The sequence below is a fragment of the Bacillus sp. DHT2 genome, assembly GCF_026241455.1.
In the GTDB taxonomy this organism is placed as follows: domain Bacteria; phylum Bacillota; class Bacilli; order Bacillales; family Bacillaceae_G; genus Bacillus_A; species Bacillus_A pseudomycoides.
Genome location: NZ_JAPHWH010000005.1, coordinates 160,446 through 183,662 on the forward strand (window position 1 = coordinate 160,446; position 23,217 = coordinate 183,662).

Sequence of the window (23,217 nt, forward strand, 5' to 3'; positions counted from 1 at the left end):
CCCCACTTTGAATTATGCGTTTTTGATTACCGCTAAGTCCATATTGTTAATAAGGGCATCAGCAAATTCGGAACATTTCACTTCAGTTGCGCCATCCATAAGACGTGCGAAGTCATATGTTACCACTTTTGAAGCAATTGTTTTTTCTACTGAAGCAGTTACTAATTTCGCAGCTTCATTCCATCCTAAATGCTCTAATAATAATACTCCTGAAAGAAGAACAGAAGATGGATTTACTTTATCTAAACCTGCATATTTTGGAGCTGTACCATGTGTCGCTTCAAAAATAGCATGTCCAGTAACATAGTTAATGTTTGCACCAGGTGCAATACCAATGCCACCTACTTGTGCTGCAAGTGCATCAGAAATATAATCACCATTTAAGTTCATTGTTGCAACAACATCAAACTCACGTGGACGTGTTAAAATTTGTTGTAAGAAGATATCTGCAATAGAATCTTTAACAATGATTTTACCAGCTGCTTCAGCCTCTGTCATCGCTTTATTCGCTGCATCTTTACCATCTTTTTCAACAATACGGTCATATTCAGACCAAGTGAATACTTTATCGCCGAATTCTTGTTCCGCAACTTCATAACCCCAGTTTTTGAAAGCACCTTCTGTAAATTTCATAATGTTTCCTTTATGAACTAATGTAACAGAAGAGCGTTTTTCGTTAATTGCATATTGAATTGCAGCACGAACAAGACGCTTTGTTCCTTCTTCTGAAATTGGTTTAATACCAATCCCTGATGTTTCTGGGAAGCGAATTTTGTTTACACCCATTGTTTCTTTTAAGAACTCAAGCACTTTTTGTGCTTCTGGAGATCCTTGTGCATATTCAATACCAGCATAAATGTCTTCTGTATTTTCACGGAAAATCACCATATCAGTATCTTCCGGACGTTTTACAGGTGAAGGAACACCTTCAAAATAACGAACTGGACGTAAACATACGTATAAGTCTAACTCTTGACGAAGCGCTACGTTTAGAGAACGAATGCCGCCACCAACAGGCGTTGTAAGTGGGCCTTTAATCGCGATTAAATATTCGCGAATTTCATTTAACGTCTCTTCTGGTAACCATTCACCTGTTTGGTTGAATGCTTTTTCCCCTGCAAGCACTTCTTTCCAAACGATTTTCTTCTCACCATCATAAGCTTTTTCAACAGCTGCTTCTAATACACGAGATGCTGCCGCCCAAATATCTGGTCCAATTCCATCACCTTCAATAAAAGGAATAATCGGATTGTTTGGTACATTCATAACACCATTCGTTACAGTAATTTTTTCTCCTGTCGTCACTGTGATAACCCCCATGTTTGAAATTTCATATGTGTGAAACTGAGGGAATAAAACCCTCAGTTCAAACCGTTAGTCAAATTAAAATATTCTAATCATTATATCTTTGCGAAAAAATCAGATTTTTGAAAGTGTATTTCCACTATCTAAATAGTGTTTTTAACTTATCGTTGTGCTAATGGAACATAGCGTTGGTGCGTTGGTCCATTATAATCAGCACGCGGACGAATTAAGCGGTTATTTTCATATTGTTCTAGAATATGAGCTAACCAACCTGACATACGACTGATTGCAAAGATTGGTGTAAATAAATCATGATCAATTCCTAAACAATGGTAAACAGAAGCAGAATAGAAATCGACATTTGGTGGAAGACCTTTTTCTTTTGTGACAATGTCTTCGATTTTGATAGACATATTATACCATTTCTCTTCCCCTAAAAGCACGCATAATTTCTTAGACATTTCACGTAAATGTTTCGCGCGAGGATCACCGTGCTCATATACGCGATGGCCAAATCCCATAATTTTCACCTTATTTTGAAGTGCGTTATGAATATAGGATTCTACATTTTCTTCTTCGCCAATTTCTTTTAACATCTTCATTACATTTTCATTCGCTCCGCCGTGAAGAGGTCCTTTTAAAGCACCAATCGCTGCTGTAATACCAGAATATACGTCTGAAAGTGTCGCAACGCAAACGCGAGCTGTAAATGTAGAAGCATTTAATTCATGATCCGCATGAAGTACAAGAGCTTTATCAAAAGCTTCAATTTCCACTTCATTTGGTTCGCGGTTATTTAACATATAAATAAAGTTTGCAGCTAATGATAAATCTTTTCGTGGCTCAACCACTTCTAAACCTTTACGAATTCTTGCATACGCTGCAACCAGAGTCCCTACTTGAGCCTGTAATTTAACCGCTTTCAAATAATTGGACTTCTCATCCATTAATTCAGCGCTCTCATCGTATAATGATAACATGGAAATCGCAGTTCGTAAAACAGACATCGGATGTGCAATCTTTAAATCTACTTGTTTTAAATATGATAAAATCTCACTTGGAACTTTAGAATATTCAGATAGAGTTTCTTTTAACTCATTTAATTCCTCTTCATTAGGAAGTTTACGGTGCCATAATAAATATACCACTTCTTCAAACGTAGCATTTTCCGCTAAATCATCAATATTATACCCAACATACGTTAATGTATCATCAATAATAGAACTCACAGATGATGTTGTTGCTACTACCCCTTCTAATCCTCGAATAACAGTCATGACATTCTCTCCTTTTCCTGAAAATTCTCCCAACCTTGCTCCCTTATATCTGTTTGCTTCCCTCCTAAATTATGAACGCCCGTTCACTCTTTAGGCAAGCAAAATGCACGATCATGCAAATTTGTTGTGATGTTCCCATCTCGTTGTTCCATTGCTTTATCAAAGCATGAGCGTGAGTTTCTCTCCGAATCCTCACGCTTAGAACAATAGATGGTGAGGAAAACTAGTTTCGAAGAGTTTATGATAAAAACAACATAAAACAATGTCAGCAGAAAATTATTTTATGTTGTTTTTATTTTATCTGGTGTAAGTCTTCGTTGCTATGTAGCCTTTACATGTTTTCTAATTCTATTATAAACAATTATCTGACTTTTGTGAATGGAAAGAATTCAAAAATTTTATATTACTATAAAATTTTTCACTTAAACATCTGTATAATGTTCATCACAGCATAGGCAATTCCAGCTCCAATTAATGGTCCTACAGCAACTCCATTAAATAATGCAACTGCAATAATTGTTCCAAATACAAGCGCAGTTGTAATATGAGGATCGTTCGTTAATAACTGCACACCACCCTTCGCTAACAAAGCAACCGCTATCCCTGAAGCGAGCGCAATCCATGCATAATACGATTTAGCTGCTTCACCAAGCTGCTTAAATCCAATTTCACCCGTAGCGATCGGAACAAGAACCGCAATCGTAATAACCGTTACACCAAGATTAATTCCTTTCGTTTGTAAATATGGAAGAATTTTCTCCCCTAGAAACGTCCACTTTAATAAAAATAAAACGCCAACCGCTACAGTGAGCGATTGATTTTTAGCAATAAGTCCAATAATAAGTAGTATGAATAAAAATAACGTTGATTGACTAATCATGATTACACTTCCTTTCTGAAAATAATGAACCTGTTTACAAAGTAAATCGCTGTTAAACATATCGTTATACACGATATAGGCAAGAGTATTCATCAATCAATATAGATGATACAGCAGACCTTAAACGCTCTAAACGAGACCAAAATAAGTTGTTTTTATATTTACCGAGAAAGAAAAGCACACTTCTTTCTTTTCTTATAAGAAACCGGTAAAATAAAAAGTAGGTAAAGTGAAGCTCTCGTCAATCAGTACAGAGAAAACATTTACTATTGATTAGCCTTCACCGTCAAGCTTTTACGCGCCGATTACTTCGCACCTTGAAGTAATTCATACTGCCCGTGAATAGCAGGATAAATCCATCATTCCACTATAACATAAATACAATTTGGAATGGGAGGTAAGCACCTTTGAATCGAAACTCACTGTATATCGTATTGCGACTTATATTTGTCATTTTAGCAACAACAATTGGGTTTTATGCGCTTTTGTATGTTTCAGGTCTTATATACCCTTTTATCATCGCATTAGCTTTTGCTTATTTGATTAATCCAGTCGTAAATTTTCTCAATCAAAAACTACAATTCCCTCGTGCCTTAGCGGTACTCGTCAGCTTAATTCTCGTGTTCGGTGCCATCGTCGGACTTGTTACATATCTTGTGACAGAAGCGATTTCCGCCACAACTTACTTACTACAAATCGTCACAGAAAAGTTTCCAGCAATTGTACAGTATGCACAGCAATTTGCACTCAATAATATTATGCCTTTATATGATGATTTAATTTCTAAATTTAATCATCTTGGTGAATCACAACAATATACAATTACACAAAACATTCAAAATCTAGGAACGGAAGCAACAAAGCAAATGAAAGAGCTGTTAACCGCCATTATAAGTGGATTAACAAATTTCATCAGTGCACTCCCAACAACTTTAACAGTCCTCGTCTTCATCCTATTAGCGACTTTCTTTATTAGTTTTGATTGGCATACACTCGCTCATAAAGTAAAGCGATTACTTCCAAATCGCATACACGGATACGGAAAGACTATTTTTGTTGATTTACGAAAAGCATTATTTGGATTTGTAAAAGCACAACTCACACTTGTATCTATGACCACCGTCATCGTACTAATTGGACTATTAATTTTGCGCGTACCATACGCCATCACAATCGCAATCATTACAGGAATTGTAGACTTACTTCCTTATTTAGGAACGGGAGCAGTCTTTGTTCCTTGGATTATATATGTATTTTTCACAGGGGACACAGCTTTCACAATTGGTCTACTTATTTTATATATTGTTGTCATTGTTCAAAGACAAATTATGGAACCGAAAGTGTTATCCTCCAACATCGGACTCGATCCATTACCAACACTTATTGCGTTATTCGTTGGGTTTAAGCTATATGGTTTCTTAGGATTAATTATTGGCCCAGTTACATTAGTATTATTAAACACATTGCACAAAGCTCATGTATTTCATGATTTATGGAAGTTTATTAAAGGCACACCATTAAAATAAATTTCCCACAATAGTCGTTGTTCGCAATAAAATAAGCAAGGGAATTCCCTATAATAAATGGGGGATTCCCTTGTTTTTTGCATAAAATAATACGACTGAGAATATCTTTGTATTTTTATTCTATTTTCAACATAAATATCAATCCCTTTTCTTCCTTTTTCTACAAATGAATAAATATACACTTTATATTTCGACAAAAAAATAACACTTAAAACATTTCTGTTTCAAGTGTTATTTTTGTACAATAATTGTCGTGTTTCTTCTTATTTTCCGCTCTAACCATTTAATCATCATGAACTTAAACGGCTGTCGTGTTACCGAAAATATAAAAATAAACCCGATTACATCCGTCACATATCCTGGTGTCAAAAGAAGAAGTCCACCTATAAAAACAAAAATACCATCTAATACAGCATCTCCTGGCATTTCACCTCTATTTAACCGAAATTGAATCTCCTTCAACACTATAAGCCCTTGTCGTTTTGCTAAATAAGCGCCAAGTATACCTGTAAACACGATCATAGCAAACGTCGGCCACATACCAATTAAATGACTAGATCCAATTAATACTGTTATTTCAACAGCAGGGATTAAAATTAAAAGAAAAAGAAGCCACTTCATTCCCTCATCCTCCTTCATCATACTATTTACAGGAAGTAAGATACTCATGCTACCCAACAGCCTAATTAGACTCTCTCGATTTCCTCACACCCTCAAAACAACCCACAAAACATCAAACAAAAAATGAAATCCCTTTCCCACTACCGAAGATTTCTTTTTTCAGAATGGTTTTTGTATTTAAATTGCAAAAAAAAAGAGAAGGACTCCGATCCTTCTCTCCATATTACTTCTTATAGCACTTCCGCATGTCCATTATAAACAATTCCGCGCGCTGCATCAACTGTTACTTCTTGGCCATTTTTTAAAGTCGTTGTTACACCGTTTACCCCAACGATAACTGGGATACCGATTGATACACCTACAACAGCCGCATGGCTTGTTAAGCCACCTTCTTCTACAACTAGAGCTGCAGCTTTTTCAATTGCAGGAATCATATCTTTATCAGTGCTTGTTGTAACAAGGATGTCACCTTCTGTTACGTTCGCTACAGCTTCTGCAGCTGTTTTTGCTACAACTACTTTACCTTTTGCAGCTTTGCGACCAATCCCTTGTCCTTTAGCGATTTCTTCACCAACAACATGGATTTTCATTAAGTTTGTTGTGCCAGTTTCAGCAACTGGTACGCCAGCAGTAATTACAACTGTATCTCCAAGTCCGATTAGACCTGCATCCATACCTGTTTGAATTGCAGTATCTAACATTTCATCAGTAGATGCTGCACGTTTTTCAGCCATAAACGCTTGTACACCCCAAACAAGTGCAAGACGACGGCCCACTTGCTCGTCAGTTGTTACAGCTACGATTGGAGATTTTGGACGATATTTAGAGATCATTTTTGCAGTATATCCACTTTCTGTTGGAGCTACGATTGCAGCTACATCAAGAGCAAGCGCTGTGTGTGCAACAGATTGACTAATTGCATCTGTAATTGTTGGAGTGAACTCTTTAATACGCTTTTTGAACATATCTTCATATTGCAATGATTTTTCAACACGTACTGCGATGTTCGCCATCATTGTTACCGCTTCTACCGGGTATTGTCCCGCTGCAGTTTCACCAGAAAGCATGATTGCATCTGTACCATCAAAGATTGCGTTCGCTACGTCACTTGCTTCCGCACGAGTTGGACGTGGGTTACGTTGCATAGAATCTAACATTTGTGTTGCAGTAATAACCGGTTTACCTAATACGTTACATTTTTTGATTAGACGTTTTTGTACTAGCGGCACTTCTTCTGGTGGAATTTCTACACCCATGTCACCACGAGCTACCATTAAACCGTCAGAAACTTCTAAGATAGAATCGATGTTATCGATACCTTCTTGGTTTTCAATTTTTGGTACGATTTGAATGAATTGTGCATTATGCGCTTCTAACAGTTCACGGATTTCTAACACATCAGCTGCTTTACGAACGAAAGATGCCGCGATGAAATCAACTTTTTGCTCGATACCGAAGACGATATCTTTTACGTCTTTTTCAGTGATACCAGGAAGCTTAATGCTTACGTTTGGTACGTTAACACCTTTTTTATTTTTCACAGTTCCGCTGTTCAATACTTTTGTACGGATGTTTCCGTCAGCTTTCTCGATTACTTCTAGTTCGATAAGGCCGTCATCGATTAGAATACGAGAACCTGGGTCTACATCCTCATAAAGACCAGCATAAGATACAGAGAACTTTTCTGCAGTTCCTAATACTTGCTCAGTAGAGAGAACTACTTCTGCACCTGTTACAAGCTCAGCTTGTCCGTCTACGAAGTCATGTGTACGGATTTCTGGACCTTTTGTATCAAGTAAGATTGCAACTGTTTTACCAGTTTTCTTTGAAGCTTCACGAATGTTTTTGATACGTGCTCCGTGCTCTTCATGGCTACCATGAGAGAAGTTTAAACGAGCAACGTTCATACCTGCTTCGATTAATTGCTCTAATTTCTCAATACTTTCACTAGCAGGACCTATAGTACATACAATTTTAGTTTTACGCATATTGCACCTCCGAAAATTATGAAACCGTTCCCAAATATTCGATATTACGCCAATTAGATGGATAATTCTTTAGATAATTGATACATATCTTTATCAATCGTATGCTTTTGAGCTAACGCTTCGATAATGTCATGATCAACAAGTTTGTTATTTTGGATACCAACGCAGCGTCCACCTCTACCTTCAATCAACAGTTCAACTGCTCTTGCGCCAAGGCGGCTTGCTAATACACGATCTTGTGCACTTGGTGATCCACCACGTTGTACGTGACCTAATACAGTTACACGAGTATCAAAGTTTGTTGCTTCTTCAATGTGTTTACCGATGTCAATCGCGCTTCCAACACCTTCTGCTACAACGATAATACTATGTTTCTTTCCACGCTCACTACCACGTTTTAAACGAGCAATAACATCTTCCATGTCATACTCTTCTTCTGGAATTAAGATTGTTTCTGCGCCATCTGCTAAACCAGCCCATAATGCGATATCACCAGCGTGACGCCCCATTACTTCGATAACATATGTACGTTCATGAGATGTAGCTGTATCACGAATTTTATCAATTGCATCAATAACAGTGTTTAATGCTGTATCGAAACCAATTGTGAAGTCTGTCCCAGGAATATCATTATCAATTGTACCTGGTACACCGACACATGGGAATCCTTGCTCTGTTAATTTTTTAGCACCTTGGTAAGAACCGTCTCCACCAATAACAACAAGTCCTTCAATGCCAAATTTCTTTAATTGCTCGATACCTTTTAGTCGTACTTCTGGGTCTTTAAACTCAGGACATCTTGCTGTATATAATTTTGTACCACCGCGGTGGATAATATCGCCAACAGAACCAAGTTCTAATTTTTCAATGTGACCAGAAATTAATCCAGCGTATCCATGGTAGATACCATATACTTCTACATCATGGAAAATCGCTTTACGAACAACTGCACGAATGGCAGCATTCATACCAGGTGAATCTCCACCACTTGTTAATACACCAATACGTTTCATTTGTACTCACCTCATAAAGATTATTTACCTTATAATAAAATAACATGAAGAAATATAAAAATACAATGGAGAAGATGTGTCTTTTCACAATAAAAACGTGCATTCGCGAAATGGAACGCACGCTTTTCTTATTTTATCCAAATGGAAGCGTTTGAAAACGAAACTTGCCCAATTTTCATATATTTTTCATAACGTTTTTCGATTAATTCATCTTTCGAAATACCGTTTAATTGCCCGAATGTTTTTTTCAACATTAAGTCAATATTTTCTGATTGCTTTAAAATATTACGATGCGCACCGCCGCGTGCTTCTGGAATAATTTCGTCAATTACACCTAATTCTTTCAAATCCGCCGCCGTGATTTTCATCGCTTCTGCAGCTTCTTTCGCTTTTCCTGCATCTTTCCAAAGAATCGCTGCCGCTCCCTCTGGTGTAATAACCGAATAAGTGGAATTTTCTAGCATATGAATGTAATCTCCTACTCCAAGACCTAACGCACCACCACTGCCACCTTCACCGATAACAACGCAAACCACAGGTACAGTAAGCCCTGCCATTTCGAATAAATTACGTGCAATCGCTTCACTTTGCCCACGTTCTTCAGCAGCCTTACCAGGATAAGCACCTTTCGTATCAATGAAGCAGATGATTGGACGATTAAATTTCTCCGCTTGCTTCATTAAACGTAGCGCCTTTCGATATCCTTCTGGATGAGGCATTCCAAAATTACGACGAATATTTTCTTTCGTATCTTTCCCGCGCTGGTGCCCAATTACTGTTACAGGCATGCCATCATATTTCGCTATGCCGCCGACAATCGCTGCATCATCGCCATATAGACGATCTCCATGACATTCAAAAAAATCAGTAAATAAGTGCTCAATATAATCGAGCGTTGTCGGTCGTTCTGCATGACGAGCAATTTGAACGCGGTCCCATACTTTCATATTGCCGTATATTTCTTCCTCTAAATTTTCTAGCTTGTCTTCCAAAATACGAATCTCCTCGCTGAAGTCCATCTGGGTGTTTTTCGTATAGTCTTTCAGTTCTCGAATCTTATTTCTTAGCTCAACAACTGGTTTTTCAAATTCTAGCTCTGCCATATAGCCGTTTCCCCTCCTTGATGAACTTCTAAAATCTTACGGAGCGACTCTCTCATATCATCGCGATGCACAACCGCATCCAATTGACCGTGCTCTAGTAAGAACTCTGCCGTTTGAAAGTCTTCTGGCAGCTTCTCACGCACTGTTTGTTCAATTACACGTCTACCAGCAAAACCGATAAGTGCACCCGGCTCTGCAAGATTATAGTCACCAAGTGAAGCGAAACTCGCTGAAACACCACCTGTCGTCGGATGAGTCATAACAGAAATAAATAACCCTCCAGCATTGCTATGCTTTTTCAAAGCTACGCTCGTTTTTGCCATTTGCATTAAGCTTAAAATACCTTCTTGCATACGCGCACCGCCCGATGCAGTAAAGATAATAAATGGAACTTGTAATTCGTATGCTTTTTCAACTGCACGTGCAATTTTTTCTCCTACAACAGAGCCCATGCTGCCCATTCGAAAGCGAGAATCCATTACTGCAATCACAACAAGCATTTCATCAATTGTTCCTTCACCTGTCACAACTGCTTCATTTAATTCTGTTTTCTTGCGATCACTCTCTAATTTTTCTTCATAATTTGGGAACCCAAGTGGATTTAACGAAACCATCTCTTTGTCATACTCACGAAATGAACCTTCGTCCAATACACTATCAAGGCGTTCCCATGCATTCATAGGATGATGATAGCCACAGTTTACACATACTTTTAAATTTTTAAGAAGCTCTTTTGTATACATGATTTTCTTACATTTCGGACATTTTGTCATAACACCGTCCGGTACATCTCTTCGTACTTGTTCTGAAGGAATTGCAGCGTACTTTTTCTTTTTTACGAATAAATCTCTTAGCACAATTTGACCCCCTTTGTTGAGAGCTAAGGTTAGGAAGAAAATGTGGCTAACACCAAAGATCGATGTTAGCCTTGTCTTCTCAATCTGTCTAATAGAGGATGTTCAAACAGTCCAGTCAAGATAGCTACTCAGCTCTCTTTATCCTCTTTTTTTGAACACGCACTCATAACCTCTCTCTTTACGTTTAACTTTAACCGCTATGCGATAGATTGTTTGTCATAACGTGTCATGGTCATTTCGACAAATTTTATACATTACGAGTGAAACTGTATGTTTTCCATTAGTTCATCATAAATTTTTAGCGCCTCTTCTTCTTTTTTCGCGTATAACATTTCATAAAGCTTTCTATAGATTTCTATAGATTCTAGTGAAATTTCATAAGAAAGAGTCGCAACGTAATCATTTACAATTCTCCAAATTCGATATAGTAAATAATTGTCCACTCGTTCAATAAGTGTTTTGAAAAACATTTGATGAAACTCCTGAATTGAACTTTCGTCCTTTTTAAGAACTTGTTTCAACATACCTAATACACTAGAAAACGTTTCTTTCGGTAAATCACATACGATTCGAATAACATCTTTTTCAAGCAAGCGTTTCGTCTGTAACAAATCACGAATTGTTTTCTCATCTTGTAATAAAAATGGTGCGATTAATTGAACAAGACCATTGTCATAGAAGTTTCGAATAAACGTTCCTTCACCGCGTCTTGTTTCAATTAATCCTACGAGTTCTAAAGCTCGCAATGCTTCCCGTACAGATGAACGCCCAACGTTTAAACGCGCACTTAACTCGCGCTCAGATGGTAAACGATCACCTGCGACTAAACCATCCTCTTCCATAATGGAACGGATTTTCTTTACAATTTCGAGATATACTTTTGTATTTGATGATGTCAATAGAAATTCCTCGCTTACTCTTTACCAATCAACGCTAAATTTTTTGTTTTCTCAGCGATTTCATTTGGATCTACTTGACGGCGAGCTACTCCTGTCTCCATCGCAGCTTTTGCAACATAAGCCGCCACCTGAGGCGCTACACGCGCGTCAAACGGAGCTGGAATGATATAGTCTGCATTTAGCTCATCTGCCGCTACAAGCTCTGCAATGGCTTGTACAGCTGCCATTTTCATTTCTTCATTGATTTGCGTAGCATGTACATCAAGTGCACCACGGAAAATACCAGGGAACGCTAGTACATTATTTACTTGGTTCGGGAAGTCAGAACGACCAGTTCCAACAACAGCTGCTCCTGCTGCTTTTGCCAGTTCCGGCATAATTTCTGGAACTGGGTTTGCCATTGCAAAAATAATTGCATCGTCATTCATTGTACGAACCATTTCCTCAGTCAATGCACCCGCTACAGATACACCGATAAATACATCCGCGCCTTGCAGAACATCCGCTAATGAACCTTCTACACGATTTTTATTCGTATATTTTGCAACTTCATCTTTCACCGGATTCATACCAACAGGACGACCTTCATAAATCGCACCTTTTCGGTCACACATAATAATGTCGCGTACACCATAGCGATATAAAAGTTTAATGATTGCAATACCTGCTGCACCTGCACCATTTGCTACAACTTTAATGTCAGACATTTTCTTTCCAACTAGCTTAAGTGCGTTTACAAGACCTGCTACTGTTACGATAGCTGTTCCGTGTTGATCATCATGGAATACAGGAATATTTGTTTCTTTTTTCAAACGTTCTTCAATGATAAAGCAGTTGGGTGCTGCAATATCCTCTAAGTTTACACCGCCAAATGTCGGCTCCATTAATTTTACAGTTTCAACAATTTTATCTACATCGTTTGTATTTAAAGCAATAGGGAATGCATCTACGCCAGCAAAGCTTTTGAATAATACAGCTTTACCTTCCATTACTGGAAGAGATGCTTCTGGTCCGATATTACCAAGACCAAGTACAGCTGTTCCGTCCGTCACAACTGCTACCATGTTTCCCTTCATTGTATATTCATATACCTTACTTTTATCGTCATAAATTTCTTTACAAGGTTCTGCAACCCCTGGAGAATACGCAAGACTTAAGTCTTTAGCATTTTCTACTTTTACTTTTGATACAGTTTCTAATTTTCCTTGATGCACTTTATGCATGTGAAGTGCTTCTTCACGAAGTGTTGACAAACTATCCACTCTCCTCAAATTATTCTTGCTGATATCATTCTCTCCAAGTGGTCTGACCACGAACACTATTACTATAATAATCGAACTATAGGGAAATTGTCCATTATATTTTCACTACGACATTTTCCTCACCGACTATTTCGCGAAGTGCTCCTAAACATTCTTCACTTGGATGAATTGACAAACTACGAGATAATTGTACCATTTTATGTTCCTTTTCATAATAAATTAGTACTTTCGCAAAACCTGAATAGTGAAACAATATTTTTGTAACTTGATTTAACAACTTCTTTTCATACTGCGACGGTAGTTTTACATAAATCGATGCTTCTTTCATTTCATTGTAAACATCCATTTGTTCTAATGGATAAAGACCGTTCACAATCCATTGCAATTTATGATTTCGTTGTTCAATCGTCCCTTCCACTAAAACAATTTCACCTTCTTTTAACCTCTCCGAAAAATGAATATACGTCTCCGGAAAGACAACCGCTTCCATTTCATCATTTTGATCACAAAAAGTGACGAACGCCATTTTTTGCAATTTTTTCGTCCGAATGACTTTTATACCTGTTACATAAACAATCGCACGCTGTACGTTTCGCTTTTGCCTCATCGCCTGCGCAAGAGACGGAATTTCTAGTTCTTTTACAAGCTTTGCATACTGCGCCGTTGGATAACTGGATAAATAAAAGCCAAGCGCTTCTTTCTCATTATTTAATTGTTCAATAAAAGATAGCTCTTCTCCTTGTACGTATACTGATTTTGGGACACTTTCTTCCCCCAATTCACGCGCAAGGCTTGCATACTCTAAAGCACCCTTAATACTGTTAAACAAAGTTGTTCTCGAAACTTGAAAATCATCGAAACAGCCAGCCCAAACAAATGCCTCTAAATTACGCTCCGTAACAAACTTTGCTGGCATACGAAGACAGAACTCAAATAAATCTTGAAATGGATTTCTTTCTCTTTCCTCGATCACCGCATTCACTGTAGCCATCCCGATATTTCGAATTGAAAGCAAACTATAGCGAATTGCATTCCCTTCTATTTGGAAATTATAACTACTTCTATGAAGAGACGGCGGTAAAACATGAAAACCTTTGCGCTTCGTTTCACGTATATATTGCACAATCTTATCTTCGTTACCTATCGCACTGGATAAGAGTGCCGTCATAAACTCTAAAGGATAATTCGCTTTTAAATAAGCGAGCTGATATCCAATCATACTGTACGCTACAGCATGGCTTCGGTTAAAACCGTAATTTGCAAATCTAACAATTAAATCATAAATTTGTTCTGCAGATGTTTCATCGTATCCATTTCGTAAACACCCTTGTACAAAATGCTTTCGTTCTTGATCTAAAATCTCACGGTTTTTCTTACTCACTGCACGGCGGAGCAAATCGGCTTCTCCGAGTGAAAATCCCGCTAACTGCGAAGCAATTTGCATAATCTGTTCTTGGTATACAATAACGCCATATGTGCTTTTTAAAATTGGCTTTAAATCTGAATGTAAATAATGAATTTGACGCTTCCCGTGCTTTGACTCAATAAAGGTTGGGATTTGTTCCATTGGCCCTGGACGATATAAAGCGTTGACGGCAACAATATCTTCAAACTCATTTGGTTTTAAACTGCGGAGTACATTCCGCATTCCCCCAGATTCGAGCTGGAATACACCTGTTGTATCTCCTCTTCCTAGTAATTGGAATGTCTTTTCATCTTGAAGAGGTAAATTCCGTATATCAATTTGTTTACCTGTTTTGTTCACAATAAATGTAAGAATATTTTCAAGTAACGTTAAATTACGTAAGCCTAAGAAGTCCATTTTTAACAGACCAAGTTCTTCTAACACTTCTGCTGGATATTGCGTTACATATACATCGTTATGCCCTTCTTGAATCGCAACACTTCCCGTTAATGGCTCCTGACTCATGATGACTCCTGCTGCATGAATAGACGTATGACGTGGTAAACCTTCTACACGCTTCGCAATTTCAAAAACACGCTCATGCAAGAGATTTCCTTGTACAAATTCACGAAGGGACCCGGATTCTTCATATGCTTCTTTTAATGTAATCCCAACCCTTGATGGAATCAGTTTCGAAAATATGTCAATATCTCTCGGCGGAAGCCCCATTACGCGGGCGATATCCCGAATCGCTGCTTTTGCAGCAAGCGTTCCGAACGTAACAATTTGGGCAACGCGAAGTTGACCATACTTATCTTTTACATAACGAATCATCTCATCACGTCTAATGTCCGGAAAATCAATATCAATATCTGGAAGCGTAACACGTTCAGGATTTAGAAATCGTTCAAAAAGCAAGTTGTACTCAATTGGATCGATATCTGTAATTTCTAACACATAAGAAACAAGAGAACCTGCTGCCGAGCCACGGCCCGGTCCTGTTAAAATACCATGTTCATGTCCGTATTTCATAAAGTCCCAAACAATGAGAAAATAATCACTAAATCCCATGCGAGAGATAACTTCAAGTTCATGATTCAAACGTTTCCTATGTACATCTTGAACCGCCTCATATCGCTTATTTAGCCCATCTTCACAAATGCGGCGCAAATAAGCATCTGATGTTTCGTTAGATGGAACAGGAAACTTTGGCAATTGATTGACGTGGAAAGGAATTTCTACGTGGCAACGTTCAGCTATACGAACTGTATTTTGAAGGGCTTCTTCTGCATGAGAAAATAAAGCTTCCATTTCAGCCGATGATTTTAAATAATACTGGTCTGTTTTGAGCCTTGGTCTGTCTGGATCAGTCATCTTTGTTCCGCTCTGAACAGATAGCAAGCATTCCTGCACAAGCGCATCACTTTGGTTCACATAACGAACATCATTTGTCGCAACGACTGGAATGTTTATTTCGTTTGCAAATTGTGGTAATTTTTCTTGCAAGAATAGTTCATCCTGAATTGCGTGATGCTGCAAACTCATATAAAAACTTCCAAACATATTTTGATACGCACGAGCTACTTCTTCAGCAATCTCGTCTCTTCCTTGTAACAATAACTGTTCAATTTCCCCATCTTTTCCTGGAGAAATCGCAATCAACCCTTTTGCATAATGAGAAAGCCACTTTTTCGGAATCCCGTCTTTAGACTTAGTCATGATGGTGCTAGAAATTTTCAATAAGTTTTGGTATCCCATCTCATTTTCTGCTAACAGTACAAGCGGATAGGATTGCTCTTCTTCCTCACTAAAAACAGAGGCTGTTAATCCGATAATTGGCCGCACGCCATTCTTCTTACATGCTTTATAAAATGGAATCACTCCGTACATCACATTTTCATCTGTAATTGCAAGTGATGAAAATCCAAGCTCTTTCGCACGGCTTACAAGTTCATCAATTTTACAAGCACTTTTTAACAAACTATAAACGGTTTGACATTGTAAATGCACAAACTTCACTGTTGTACCCTCTCTTTATCTATTTGACTACTTTCATTATAGGTGATGAAGAAAGCGGAAATCAAAACATACTTCTTATACTTTGTCCATATATATGGAGGAGAAAGGGGAATGACGATGGATGTAAGACAAACTTTTTTCTCTCTTCTCATTACAACTTACTTTATTGCATTTGGAGTAATGCTTGGTGGTTCTTTAATCGGAGGAATTGGAGCATTTCTTGTTGGAAAACCAGCTCTTACTGCCATAAAACAATTCGCAGAAAACTTACGTATTTGGGCACTCGTTGCAGCAATTGGCGGAACTTTTGATACATTTTATAGCTTTGAACGAACCTTTTTCGAAGGTGCCACAAAAGATATTGTGAAACAAATTTTACTTATTTTTTTCGCAACAGGCGGCATGCAAACCGGCCTTATTATTATTAAATGGATTACGCAGGATCATGTATGAGGGTTCCAAGCGCTACAATAGCTAAAAAGTGGTATTTATTTTTAGGTGGCGCTGCCGTTGGAGGGATTTTGAGTTGGTTTATTTTTTTGTACATATACGGCGTTTTTCAAGAAGATTATGCAAAAAAAATTGTGTTTCAGGAAACGGAAATTACAAGGCTAAAAAAGAATCTTCATGTTCTTACGGAAGATCGTACTAAATTAAATGAGGAAAATAAAAGCCTTTTAACGATCCAAGAAATTAAAATTGAGATTCCGAATCATGATAAATACGATTTAGACCGTGTTACTCTTGAAAATATGATTACTTCTCTTCAAGAAGACCTCCAGCACCTCGTAACAAAAAACGTTCAAAGCGTAGCAAAAAACAAAGAATTGTTAATAAAAACAATTGAAAATAAAGTATACAAACATTATGACCGAAGCTACCGCTTTAAAATCGAAACAATTTCCTTTGATACTGTGCTCGAAATTAGCATCAATATAAAACAAGAAAAGTAGAGCTTCTGAGCCCTACTTTTCTTGTTTTTAACACATGAAGTACTTGTTTTATTTACAGATCTCACACAAGTCCGCGAAAAGACGATCTGCTTCTTCCCAAGAAGATGCTTTCGCACCAGAAGCCATCGGATGACCTCCGCCGTTATACTGCATCGCTAATTTATTAATTACCGGTCCCTTTGAACGAAGACGAACGCGAATCACATCTTCCTCCTCTAGAAATAGAACCCAAGCTTTTAATCCATCAATATTGCCAAGCGCTCCAACAACACCAGATGCCTCTGAAGGAAGTACATCAAATTCTTCTAGTACTTCTTTTGTCAGCTTAATATAAGCTGCACCTTCCTCTGTCATCGTAAAGTTTTGTAAAATGAATCCATTTAAACGAGCGATTTTCTCTTTCGTTTTATACATTTCGTTATATAACGCTGGAAAGTCCACTCCCATTTCTACAAGCTCGCCTGCATAGCGAAGTGTTCTTGCTGATGTATTTGGGAATAAGAAGCGACCTGTATCTCCAACAATCCCAGCTAAAATAAGACGAGCCGCTTCTTTTGAGATTGTTAAACCTTTATCTTTTCCGTAAGAGTAAAACTCATAAATAAGCTCACTTGTAGAACTTGATGTCGTATCAACCCACGTAATGTCCCCGTATGGATCTTCATTTGGGTGATGATCAATTTTAATAAGCTTCTTTCCTTTTGTATAACGCTGATCACAAACACGCTCTTGGTTCGCTGTATCACAAACGATAACAAGCGCATTTTCATAAGTCTCATCATCAATTTCATCCATTACTCGTAAATACGATAAAGAAGGTTCATTGTATCCAACCATATAAACCTTTTTCTCTGGGAACGATTCTTGAAGAACGGTTCCTAACCCACATTGTGAACCTAATGCATCTGGATCTGGGCGCACATGACGGTGAATAATAATCGTATCAAACTCTTTAATCGCTGTTAAAATTTGTTCGTGCATATGTATAGTCTCCTTTTTATTGATTTCTACCTCTGTAATCAATTTTCTCACTTTATCCTTCATTATAACTGAAAATAATTTATCCATGTGGACAATTGCTTTATAATAATAGTTAGAAAGTTTCGATAATGTTTTTTGTTTTCACTTAGCATGGGGCTGAAACAGAATCTGACCGCCTCTATGCATGAACGGATCCTCTCTCCCAACTAAAACGATGGGGTTTCAGTTCAGTTTTATCCAGTTTATTTTCCCACCATATCAGTCTCGGCTATGGAAACAAAAGGGATTCTCCACTCATTCCCTCCCTTTATTTTCACTCGGCATGGGGCTAAAACAGGCACTAACCGCTTCTATGCTCGGGCGGACACTCTCTCCCAACTAAAACGATGGGGGTTTATTTTTAAATTTACCTAAATACAAACTAACGGAGGATCATATCATGCCAGTATTAGTCTTTTGTATTATCATCTCATTTATGTTGTATCTCTTCTATAAAACAAAATATTTTCGTACAAATCGTCCGATGGAAAAAGGATGGCTTGCTGGAAAATCCGCAATGGCGCTCGGTGTATTCGTTGCGCTATTTGGTGCAAACCAATTTTTCTTAGAACTCTCTACCGCACGTATTATCGTTGGCGTGTTATTTATCTTATTTGGTGGTGCGAGTATTTTTAATGGATTCCGTCAGTATAAACATTTCTCACCTCTTGCAGTCGAAGAAGCAGAAGCGTATAAAACAATGTAAAAAGCATCAGCATTTATGCTGATGCTTTTTACATTGTTTTATTTTTAAAATCATATATGCAACAAATGCAGGTGGAATATTAAAAGGATTTCCTTGCACGTGAAAATGTAATTGTTCTTCTTCAAAAGACATATTTTTATACAACTCTTGTTGTGAAAGCTTTGTTTGTTGTTTTTGCTCATTTAGTCCTTCAATGTAAAGATACTGAATAGGTATCATGGCAAGAAAATAAAACAATGCAACACCACCAAAAAAGAGCAACTCTGATGACATAGTGAACACCATCCTTTTTTCTTTATATATATCAATTATCTGATAATTCAATTATACTACAATCGAACTACCAAATAAAGGGAGGTGTTAGCGTTTGGATTAACAAAATTAACCCGTTTCTTATGTAATTGTGCATTGTTCCTTTTATCGTCATTGGTTTAGGTTTATGCGTTAATCATGAAGAAAATTTTCTTAGCTCCTATCATCACGCTCATTCTAAACGCTCTATACGAAATTTGGCATACGAAACATTACTATCCCGATTCTCCTATCACCTTTACTTCATGGAATATAATCTTCCCCACCATTTCATTACTATTAGCTGTATTCATACACTTTTATAAAAAAATGGCTGAATGAACATCTCACCATAAACGGGATTCTTCATTCAGCTTTTTTCCATACTTATCGGTCAATCAGCTGCACCATTAATAGCGCTTTCCCAACAACCTCTCCTCCGTGACGCACTTCTACATCTACCTTTCCAAATTTACGACCGATTTCTAATACCTTTGGATGTACAGAAACAACATTATCAATCTGCACCGGCTTTACAAAATAAATTGTTAAATTCTCAACAATTGAATCGCTTTTTTTCTGCGCACGGATGGCGCGATTTGTTGCTTCTGTGACAACGGTTGTAAATACACCATATGATAATGTTCCAAATGAACTCGTCATTTGTGGTGTCACAGAAAATTGATAACTGTGTTCATTCTTTGCTTCTTTCGGAGTCACAAATTGATTTGTGACGATATCCTCAATCGTTTCTCCAACTTGCGGTTGACGTTGAATCATTTGCAACGCTTGAAGTACATCTTGACGGCTAATAATCCCTTGCAATCGGTTGCTTTCATCGACAACAGGAAGAAGTTCAATCCCTTCCCATACCATCATGCGCGCTGCCGCTGCAACAGACATTTTCCCATTCACTGTAATCGGTTGCTTTGTCATCACTTTTTCAATTGGTGTTTCTTTTGCGATGCCAATCATATCTTTTGAAGTAACAATTCCTAATACCTTTTTATTTTCATCTACAATTGGATAACGCCCATGCATTGTTTCTTTATTATACGCATGCCATTGCGCTACTTTATCACTAGGTTTTAAATATAACGTTTCTTCAATTGGCGTTAAAATATCTTCAACGAGTACAATTTCCTTTTTGATAAGCTGATCATAAATGGCACGGTTAATAAGCGTTGCTACAGTAAATGTATCATAGCTACTTGAAATAATCGGCAACTTTAATTCATCTGCTAACTTTTTCACATGATCTTCTGTATCAAATCCACCTGTAATTAATACTGCAGCTCCTGCTTCTAATGCTAGTTGATGTGCATTCGTACGGTTACCGATAATTAACAAGTTCCCTGCTTCTGTATAGCGCATCATCGCTTCTAATTTCATGGCCCCAATCACGAATTTATTTAATGTTTTATGTAACCCTTCTCTTCCGCCAAGCACTTGGCCATCGACTATATTGACCACTTCGGCATATGTTAGTTTTTCAATATTTTCCTTTTTCTTTTGTTCAATTCGAATTGTTCCGACACGTTCAATTGTACTAACATACCCTTTATTCTCTGCATCTTTAATCGCACGATAGGCCGTTCCTTCACTTACACTCAAATCTTTTGCAATTTGGCGCACAGAAATTTTATGCCCTACCGGCAGGCTATTAATATGTTCTAAAATTTGATTATGTTTGGTAGCCAAATGGTTTCACCATACTTTCTTTTCCCTAAATTCTTCATGTGTTGTATTTTTAGTATACTATATTTCCGAAACTGTTACACTGTACTTTTATGTATCTGTACTATTTTTTTTATAACAAAAATGACCCTTACATTCTATCAGTCACATTCTTACACCAGTGTAAGACTATTGTCATCTCATTCGATGGTTTGTTTTCTAGTTCCAAGATACAATAAAGACAAGAAATCAAACGAAGGAGCGAATGAAAATGAAAAAATTTTTAGAAGTTGTAGGTGCTGTATTTTTAGCTTTCGTTGATGGCAAAAAAATTGCAATGGAATTAAATGAAACACCGGAACAAACATTACTGGAAATAAAAGAAACACCAAAACAAGCACAGACTTTCAAACCTATTTTACACACATAAAAAACCCTTCACTTGTCTTTTCAAATGAAGGGTTGCTTTTTTTATAGTGTAATACTTTCTCCAACTTCTAATACCTTACCTGTACTACTTGTTAGTTTTTGGACAAAAAGATGCGGGTCTTGCTGGATAATTGGGAACGTATTATAGTGCATCGGCACAACTGTTTTAGCACCAATCCATTCCGCAGCCAACACTGCATCCTCTGGTCCCATTGTAAAATTATCACCAATTGGTAAAAATGCTACATCAATGTTATTAAGAGCACCAATTAACTTCATATCGGAAAATAAGGCAGTATCTCCCGCATGGTACACTGTTTTCTCTTCTGCCGTAAATAAAATTCCAGCTGGCATTCCTGTATATGTAATCGTCTTGTTTTCTTCATCAATATAACTAGACCCATGGAATGCTTGTGTAAATTTCACTTTCCCAAAATTAAACACATGTGAACCGCCGATATGCATCGGATGTGTATTTACACCTTGCCACCCTAAAAATGTTGCGAGTTCAAACGGCGCTACAACAACTGCGTTATTTTTCTTCGCAAGTGCTACTGTATCGCCGACATGATCACCATGGCCGTGCGATAAAATAATCGCGTCTACCTTAACATCTTCAGTCTTTAAATCTGTTTTCGGATTACCTGTTAAAAACGGATCAATTAAGATAACCTTTCCATTCGTTTCAATCTTTACAACTGAATGCCCGTGATAGGATACTTTCATTGTTACATTCCTCCTTATTCACATTCACACCTTCTATTCTACATGATTTCACAATTTCCTGTCTTTTCAAACAGCGATTTGCTTGTCATAACACTTTCATCCGATGTAAAGTTATATATGTAATTAAAATCTCGGAGGTGCGAATTTATGAATACTAGATTAGAAAACTTAATGCAATGGCTACAAGAACAGAACGTGGAAGCTGCATTTTTAACTTCTACACCAAACGTCTTCTATATGACAAACTTCCATTGCGAACCACACGAAAGACTACTCGGTCTATTTGTATTCCAAGAAAAAGAACCAATTTTAATTTGTCCTAAAATGGAAGAAGGTCAAGCTAGAAACGCTGGCTGGGCACATGAAATTATCGGATTTACTGATACAGACAAACCATGGGATATGATTGCAAAAGCAATCGCAGATCGCGGCATTGATGTAAATGCAGTGGCAATTGAAAAAGAACATTTAAATGTAGAGCGCTATGAAGAATTAACAAAATTATTCCCGAAAGCATCTTTCAAATCCGCTGAAGAAAAAGTACGCGAACTTCGTTTAATTAAAGACGAAAAAGAACTTTCTATTTTGCGTCAAGCAGCCCACATGGCAGACTATGCTGTTGAAATCGGTGTAAATGCAATTGAAGAAAATCGCAGCGAATTAGAAGTGTTAGCAATCATCGAACATGAAATGAAGAAAAAAGGTATACATAAAATGTCCTTTGACACAATGGTATTAGCAGGTGCAAACTCTGCCTTGCCACACGGTATCCCAGGCGGAAACAAAATGAAGCGCGGTGACTTCGTACTATTTGACTTAGGTGTAATCATTGACGGTTATTGCTCTGACATTACACGTACAGTCGCATTTGGCGATCTTTCAGAAGAACAAACACGTATTTACAACACTGTACTAGCAGGACAATTACAAGCGGTTGAAGCTTGTAAACCAGGCGTTACACTTGGCGAAATTGACAATGCTGCTCGCTCTGTTATCGCAGATGCAGGTTACGGAGAATTCTTCCCACACCGTCTTGGTCATGGACTTGGCATTAGCGTACACGAATATCCAGATGTAAAAGAAGGAAACGAGTCTCTATTAAAAGAAGGCATGGTCTTCACAATCGAACCAGGTATTTACGTACCAAACGTAGGTGGCGTTCGTATTGAAGATGATATCTACATCACGAAAGACGGATCAGAAATTTTAACGAAATTCCCAAAAGAATTACAGTTTGTAAAATAAGAAAAAAGGTAGCGA

21 protein-coding genes are annotated in these 23,217 nt (G+C 37.6%); 6 read left to right on the forward strand and 15 right to left on the reverse strand.

The window, feature by feature from the left end; genetic code table 11:
- Window positions 1–12: 12 nt before the first annotated feature.
- From icd to ORL93_RS14285, 3 genes are all read right to left on the reverse strand, one after another.
- The gene (gene icd / locus ORL93_RS14275; protein WP_018764461.1) at window positions 13–1,305 is read right to left on the reverse strand and encodes an NADP-dependent isocitrate dehydrogenase; all 1,293 of its coding nucleotides are present in this window, start codon (window positions 1,303–1,305) and stop codon (window positions 13–15) included.
- A gap of 161 nt (window positions 1,306–1,466) precedes the next feature.
- The gene (citZ, locus tag ORL93_RS14280; RefSeq protein ID WP_003200970.1) at window positions 1,467–2,615 is read right to left on the reverse strand and encodes a citrate synthase; all 1,149 of its coding nucleotides are present in this window, start codon (window positions 2,613–2,615) and stop codon (window positions 1,467–1,469) included.
- Window positions 2,616–3,000: 385 nt separating this feature from the next.
- Window positions 3,001–3,462, reverse strand: a complete 462-nt coding sequence (locus tag ORL93_RS14285; RefSeq protein WP_003200968.1) for a DUF441 domain-containing protein — start codon at window positions 3,460–3,462, stop codon at window positions 3,001–3,003.
- Window positions 3,463–3,869: 407 nt separating this feature from the next.
- Between ORL93_RS14285 and ytvI the strand changes: the two genes are divergently transcribed.
- The gene (gene ytvI / locus ORL93_RS14290; protein WP_018764463.1) at window positions 3,870–4,988 is read left to right on the forward strand and encodes a sporulation integral membrane protein YtvI; all 1,119 of its coding nucleotides are present in this window, start codon (window positions 3,870–3,872) and stop codon (window positions 4,986–4,988) included.
- A gap of 231 nt (window positions 4,989–5,219) precedes the next feature.
- On the opposite strand, the gene ORL93_RS14295 is transcribed toward ytvI, so the two are convergent.
- From ORL93_RS14295 to dnaE, 8 genes are all read right to left on the reverse strand, one after another.
- Window positions 5,220–5,609: an FxsA family protein gene (locus ORL93_RS14295; RefSeq protein ID WP_018781624.1), complete on the reverse strand. Its 390-nt coding sequence runs from the start codon at window positions 5,607–5,609 to the stop codon at window positions 5,220–5,222.
- A 230-nt stretch (window positions 5,610–5,839) separates the two neighbouring features.
- Window positions 5,840–7,597, reverse strand: a complete 1,758-nt coding sequence (gene pyk, locus ORL93_RS14300) for a pyruvate kinase (RefSeq protein ID WP_006096173.1) — start codon at window positions 7,595–7,597, stop codon at window positions 5,840–5,842.
- Between the two features lie 53 nt (window positions 7,598–7,650).
- Window positions 7,651–8,610, reverse strand: a complete 960-nt coding sequence (gene pfkA, locus ORL93_RS14305) for a 6-phosphofructokinase (protein WP_006096172.1) — start codon at window positions 8,608–8,610, stop codon at window positions 7,651–7,653.
- 128 nt (window positions 8,611–8,738) lie between these two features.
- Window positions 8,739–9,713, reverse strand: coding sequence for an acetyl-CoA carboxylase carboxyl transferase subunit alpha (gene accA / locus ORL93_RS14310; RefSeq protein ID WP_018781623.1), 975 nt, complete (start codon window positions 9,711–9,713; stop codon window positions 8,739–8,741).
- Window positions 9,701–10,570 (reverse strand): acetyl-CoA carboxylase, carboxyltransferase subunit beta, encoded by an 870-nt coding sequence (accD, locus tag ORL93_RS14315; protein WP_006096170.1) that lies wholly within the window; start codon window positions 10,568–10,570, stop codon window positions 9,701–9,703. The genes accA and accD overlap by 13 nt, the downstream gene beginning before the upstream one ends.
- A gap of 254 nt (window positions 10,571–10,824) precedes the next feature.
- On the reverse strand, window positions 10,825–11,469 hold the full coding sequence (locus ORL93_RS14320; RefSeq protein WP_018781622.1) for a FadR/GntR family transcriptional regulator: 645 nt from the start codon (window positions 11,467–11,469) through the stop codon (window positions 10,825–10,827).
- Between the two features lie 14 nt (window positions 11,470–11,483).
- Window positions 11,484–12,692, reverse strand: coding sequence for an NADP-dependent malic enzyme (gene ystJ / locus ORL93_RS14325; protein WP_162473037.1), 1,209 nt, complete (start codon window positions 12,690–12,692; stop codon window positions 11,484–11,486).
- Between the two features lie 133 nt (window positions 12,693–12,825).
- A complete protein-coding gene (gene dnaE, locus ORL93_RS14330; protein ID WP_265959151.1) occupies window positions 12,826–16,155 on the reverse strand; it encodes a DNA polymerase III subunit alpha in 3,330 nt (1,109 codons plus the stop codon).
- Between the two features lie 117 nt (window positions 16,156–16,272).
- Between dnaE and ytrH the strand changes: the two genes are divergently transcribed.
- Window positions 16,273–16,608 (forward strand): sporulation membrane protein YtrH, encoded by a 336-nt coding sequence (gene ytrH, locus ORL93_RS14335; RefSeq protein WP_026008455.1) that lies wholly within the window; start codon window positions 16,273–16,275, stop codon window positions 16,606–16,608.
- On the forward strand, window positions 16,605–17,108 hold the full coding sequence (gene ytrI, locus ORL93_RS14340; protein ID WP_018764469.1) for a sporulation membrane protein YtrI: 504 nt from the start codon (window positions 16,605–16,607) through the stop codon (window positions 17,106–17,108). The genes ytrH and ytrI overlap by 4 nt, the downstream gene beginning before the upstream one ends.
- 48 nt (window positions 17,109–17,156) lie before the next feature.
- Here the strand turns inward: ytrI and ORL93_RS14345 are convergent, their stop codons facing one another.
- A complete protein-coding gene (locus ORL93_RS14345) occupies window positions 17,157–18,089 on the reverse strand; it encodes a DHH family phosphoesterase (protein ID WP_018781620.1) in 933 nt (310 codons plus the stop codon).
- A 439-nt stretch (window positions 18,090–18,528) separates the two neighbouring features.
- Between ORL93_RS14345 and ORL93_RS14350 the strand changes: the two genes are divergently transcribed.
- The gene (locus ORL93_RS14350) at window positions 18,529–18,834 is read left to right on the forward strand and encodes a YtpI family protein (protein WP_006096165.1); all 306 of its coding nucleotides are present in this window, start codon (window positions 18,529–18,531) and stop codon (window positions 18,832–18,834) included.
- A 6-nt stretch (window positions 18,835–18,840) separates the two neighbouring features.
- On the opposite strand, the gene ORL93_RS14355 is transcribed toward ORL93_RS14350, so the two are convergent.
- Together ORL93_RS14355 and ORL93_RS14360 are read right to left on the reverse strand one after the other, a co-directional pair.
- Window positions 18,841–19,107, reverse strand: coding sequence for a DUF3949 domain-containing protein (locus tag ORL93_RS14355; RefSeq protein WP_018781619.1), 267 nt, complete (start codon window positions 19,105–19,107; stop codon window positions 18,841–18,843).
- Between the two features lie 405 nt (window positions 19,108–19,512).
- Window positions 19,513–20,826: a DRTGG domain-containing protein gene (locus tag ORL93_RS14360; RefSeq protein ID WP_006096163.1), complete on the reverse strand. Its 1,314-nt coding sequence runs from the start codon at window positions 20,824–20,826 to the stop codon at window positions 19,513–19,515.
- Window positions 20,827–21,073: 247 nt separating this feature from the next.
- Here ORL93_RS14360 and ORL93_RS14365 point away from each other — a divergent pair, with 247 nt between their 5' ends.
- Window positions 21,074–21,232: a hypothetical protein gene (locus ORL93_RS14365; RefSeq protein WP_018764474.1), complete on the forward strand. Its 159-nt coding sequence runs from the start codon at window positions 21,074–21,076 to the stop codon at window positions 21,230–21,232.
- Window positions 21,233–21,273: 41 nt separating this feature from the next.
- Here ORL93_RS14365 and ORL93_RS14370 read toward each other — a convergent pair whose 3' ends face one another.
- Window positions 21,274–21,957, reverse strand: coding sequence for a metal-dependent hydrolase (locus ORL93_RS14370; RefSeq protein ID WP_006096161.1), 684 nt, complete (start codon window positions 21,955–21,957; stop codon window positions 21,274–21,276).
- A 147-nt stretch (window positions 21,958–22,104) separates the two neighbouring features.
- Between ORL93_RS14370 and pepQ the strand changes: the two genes are divergently transcribed.
- Window positions 22,105–23,202, forward strand: a complete 1,098-nt coding sequence (gene pepQ / locus ORL93_RS14375) for a Xaa-Pro dipeptidase (protein WP_003201087.1) — start codon at window positions 22,105–22,107, stop codon at window positions 23,200–23,202.
- Window positions 23,203–23,217 lie beyond the last annotated feature (15 nt).

What these genes read in the sequence shown, in the direction of transcription:
- ORL93_RS14295 (WP_018781624.1), bottom strand. Translation starts at nt 5,609, where the DNA reads ATGAAGTGGCTTCTTTTTCTTTTAATTTTAATCCCTGCTGTTGAAATA.
- ORL93_RS14350 (WP_006096165.1), top strand. Translation starts at nt 18,529, where the DNA reads ATGCCAGTATTAGTCTTTTGTATTATCATCTCATTTATGTTGTATCTC.
- ystJ (WP_162473037.1), bottom strand. Translation starts at nt 12,692, where the DNA reads ATGCATAAAGTGCATCAAGGAAAATTAGAAACTGTATCAAAAGTAAAA.
- ORL93_RS14285 (WP_003200968.1), bottom strand. Translation starts at nt 3,462, where the DNA reads ATGATTAGTCAATCAACGTTATTTTTATTCATACTACTTATTATTGGA.
- pepQ (WP_003201087.1), top strand. Translation starts at nt 22,105, where the DNA reads ATGAATACTAGATTAGAAAACTTAATGCAATGGCTACAAGAACAGAAC.
- ytrI (WP_018764469.1), top strand. Translation starts at nt 16,605, where the DNA reads ATGAGGGTTCCAAGCGCTACAATAGCTAAAAAGTGGTATTTATTTTTA.
- pyk (WP_006096173.1), bottom strand. Translation starts at nt 7,597, where the DNA reads ATGCGTAAAACTAAAATTGTATGTACTATAGGTCCTGCTAGTGAAAGT.
- ORL93_RS14370 (WP_006096161.1), bottom strand. Translation starts at nt 21,957, where the DNA reads ATGAAAGTATCCTATCACGGGCATTCAGTTGTAAAGATTGAAACGAAT.
- ORL93_RS14365 (WP_018764474.1), top strand. Translation starts at nt 21,074, where the DNA reads ATGAAAAAATTTTTAGAAGTTGTAGGTGCTGTATTTTTAGCTTTCGTT.
- pfkA (WP_006096172.1), bottom strand. Translation starts at nt 8,610, where the DNA reads ATGAAACGTATTGGTGTATTAACAAGTGGTGGAGATTCACCTGGTATG.
- ORL93_RS14355 (WP_018781619.1), bottom strand. Translation starts at nt 19,107, where the DNA reads ATGTCATCAGAGTTGCTCTTTTTTGGTGGTGTTGCATTGTTTTATTTT.
- ORL93_RS14345 (WP_018781620.1), bottom strand. Translation starts at nt 18,089, where the DNA reads ATGCACGAACAAATTTTAACAGCGATTAAAGAGTTTGATACGATTATT.
- ytrH (WP_026008455.1), top strand. Translation starts at nt 16,273, where the DNA reads ATGGATGTAAGACAAACTTTTTTCTCTCTTCTCATTACAACTTACTTT.
- accA (WP_018781623.1), bottom strand. Translation starts at nt 9,713, where the DNA reads ATGGCAGAGCTAGAATTTGAAAAACCAGTTGTTGAGCTAAGAAATAAG.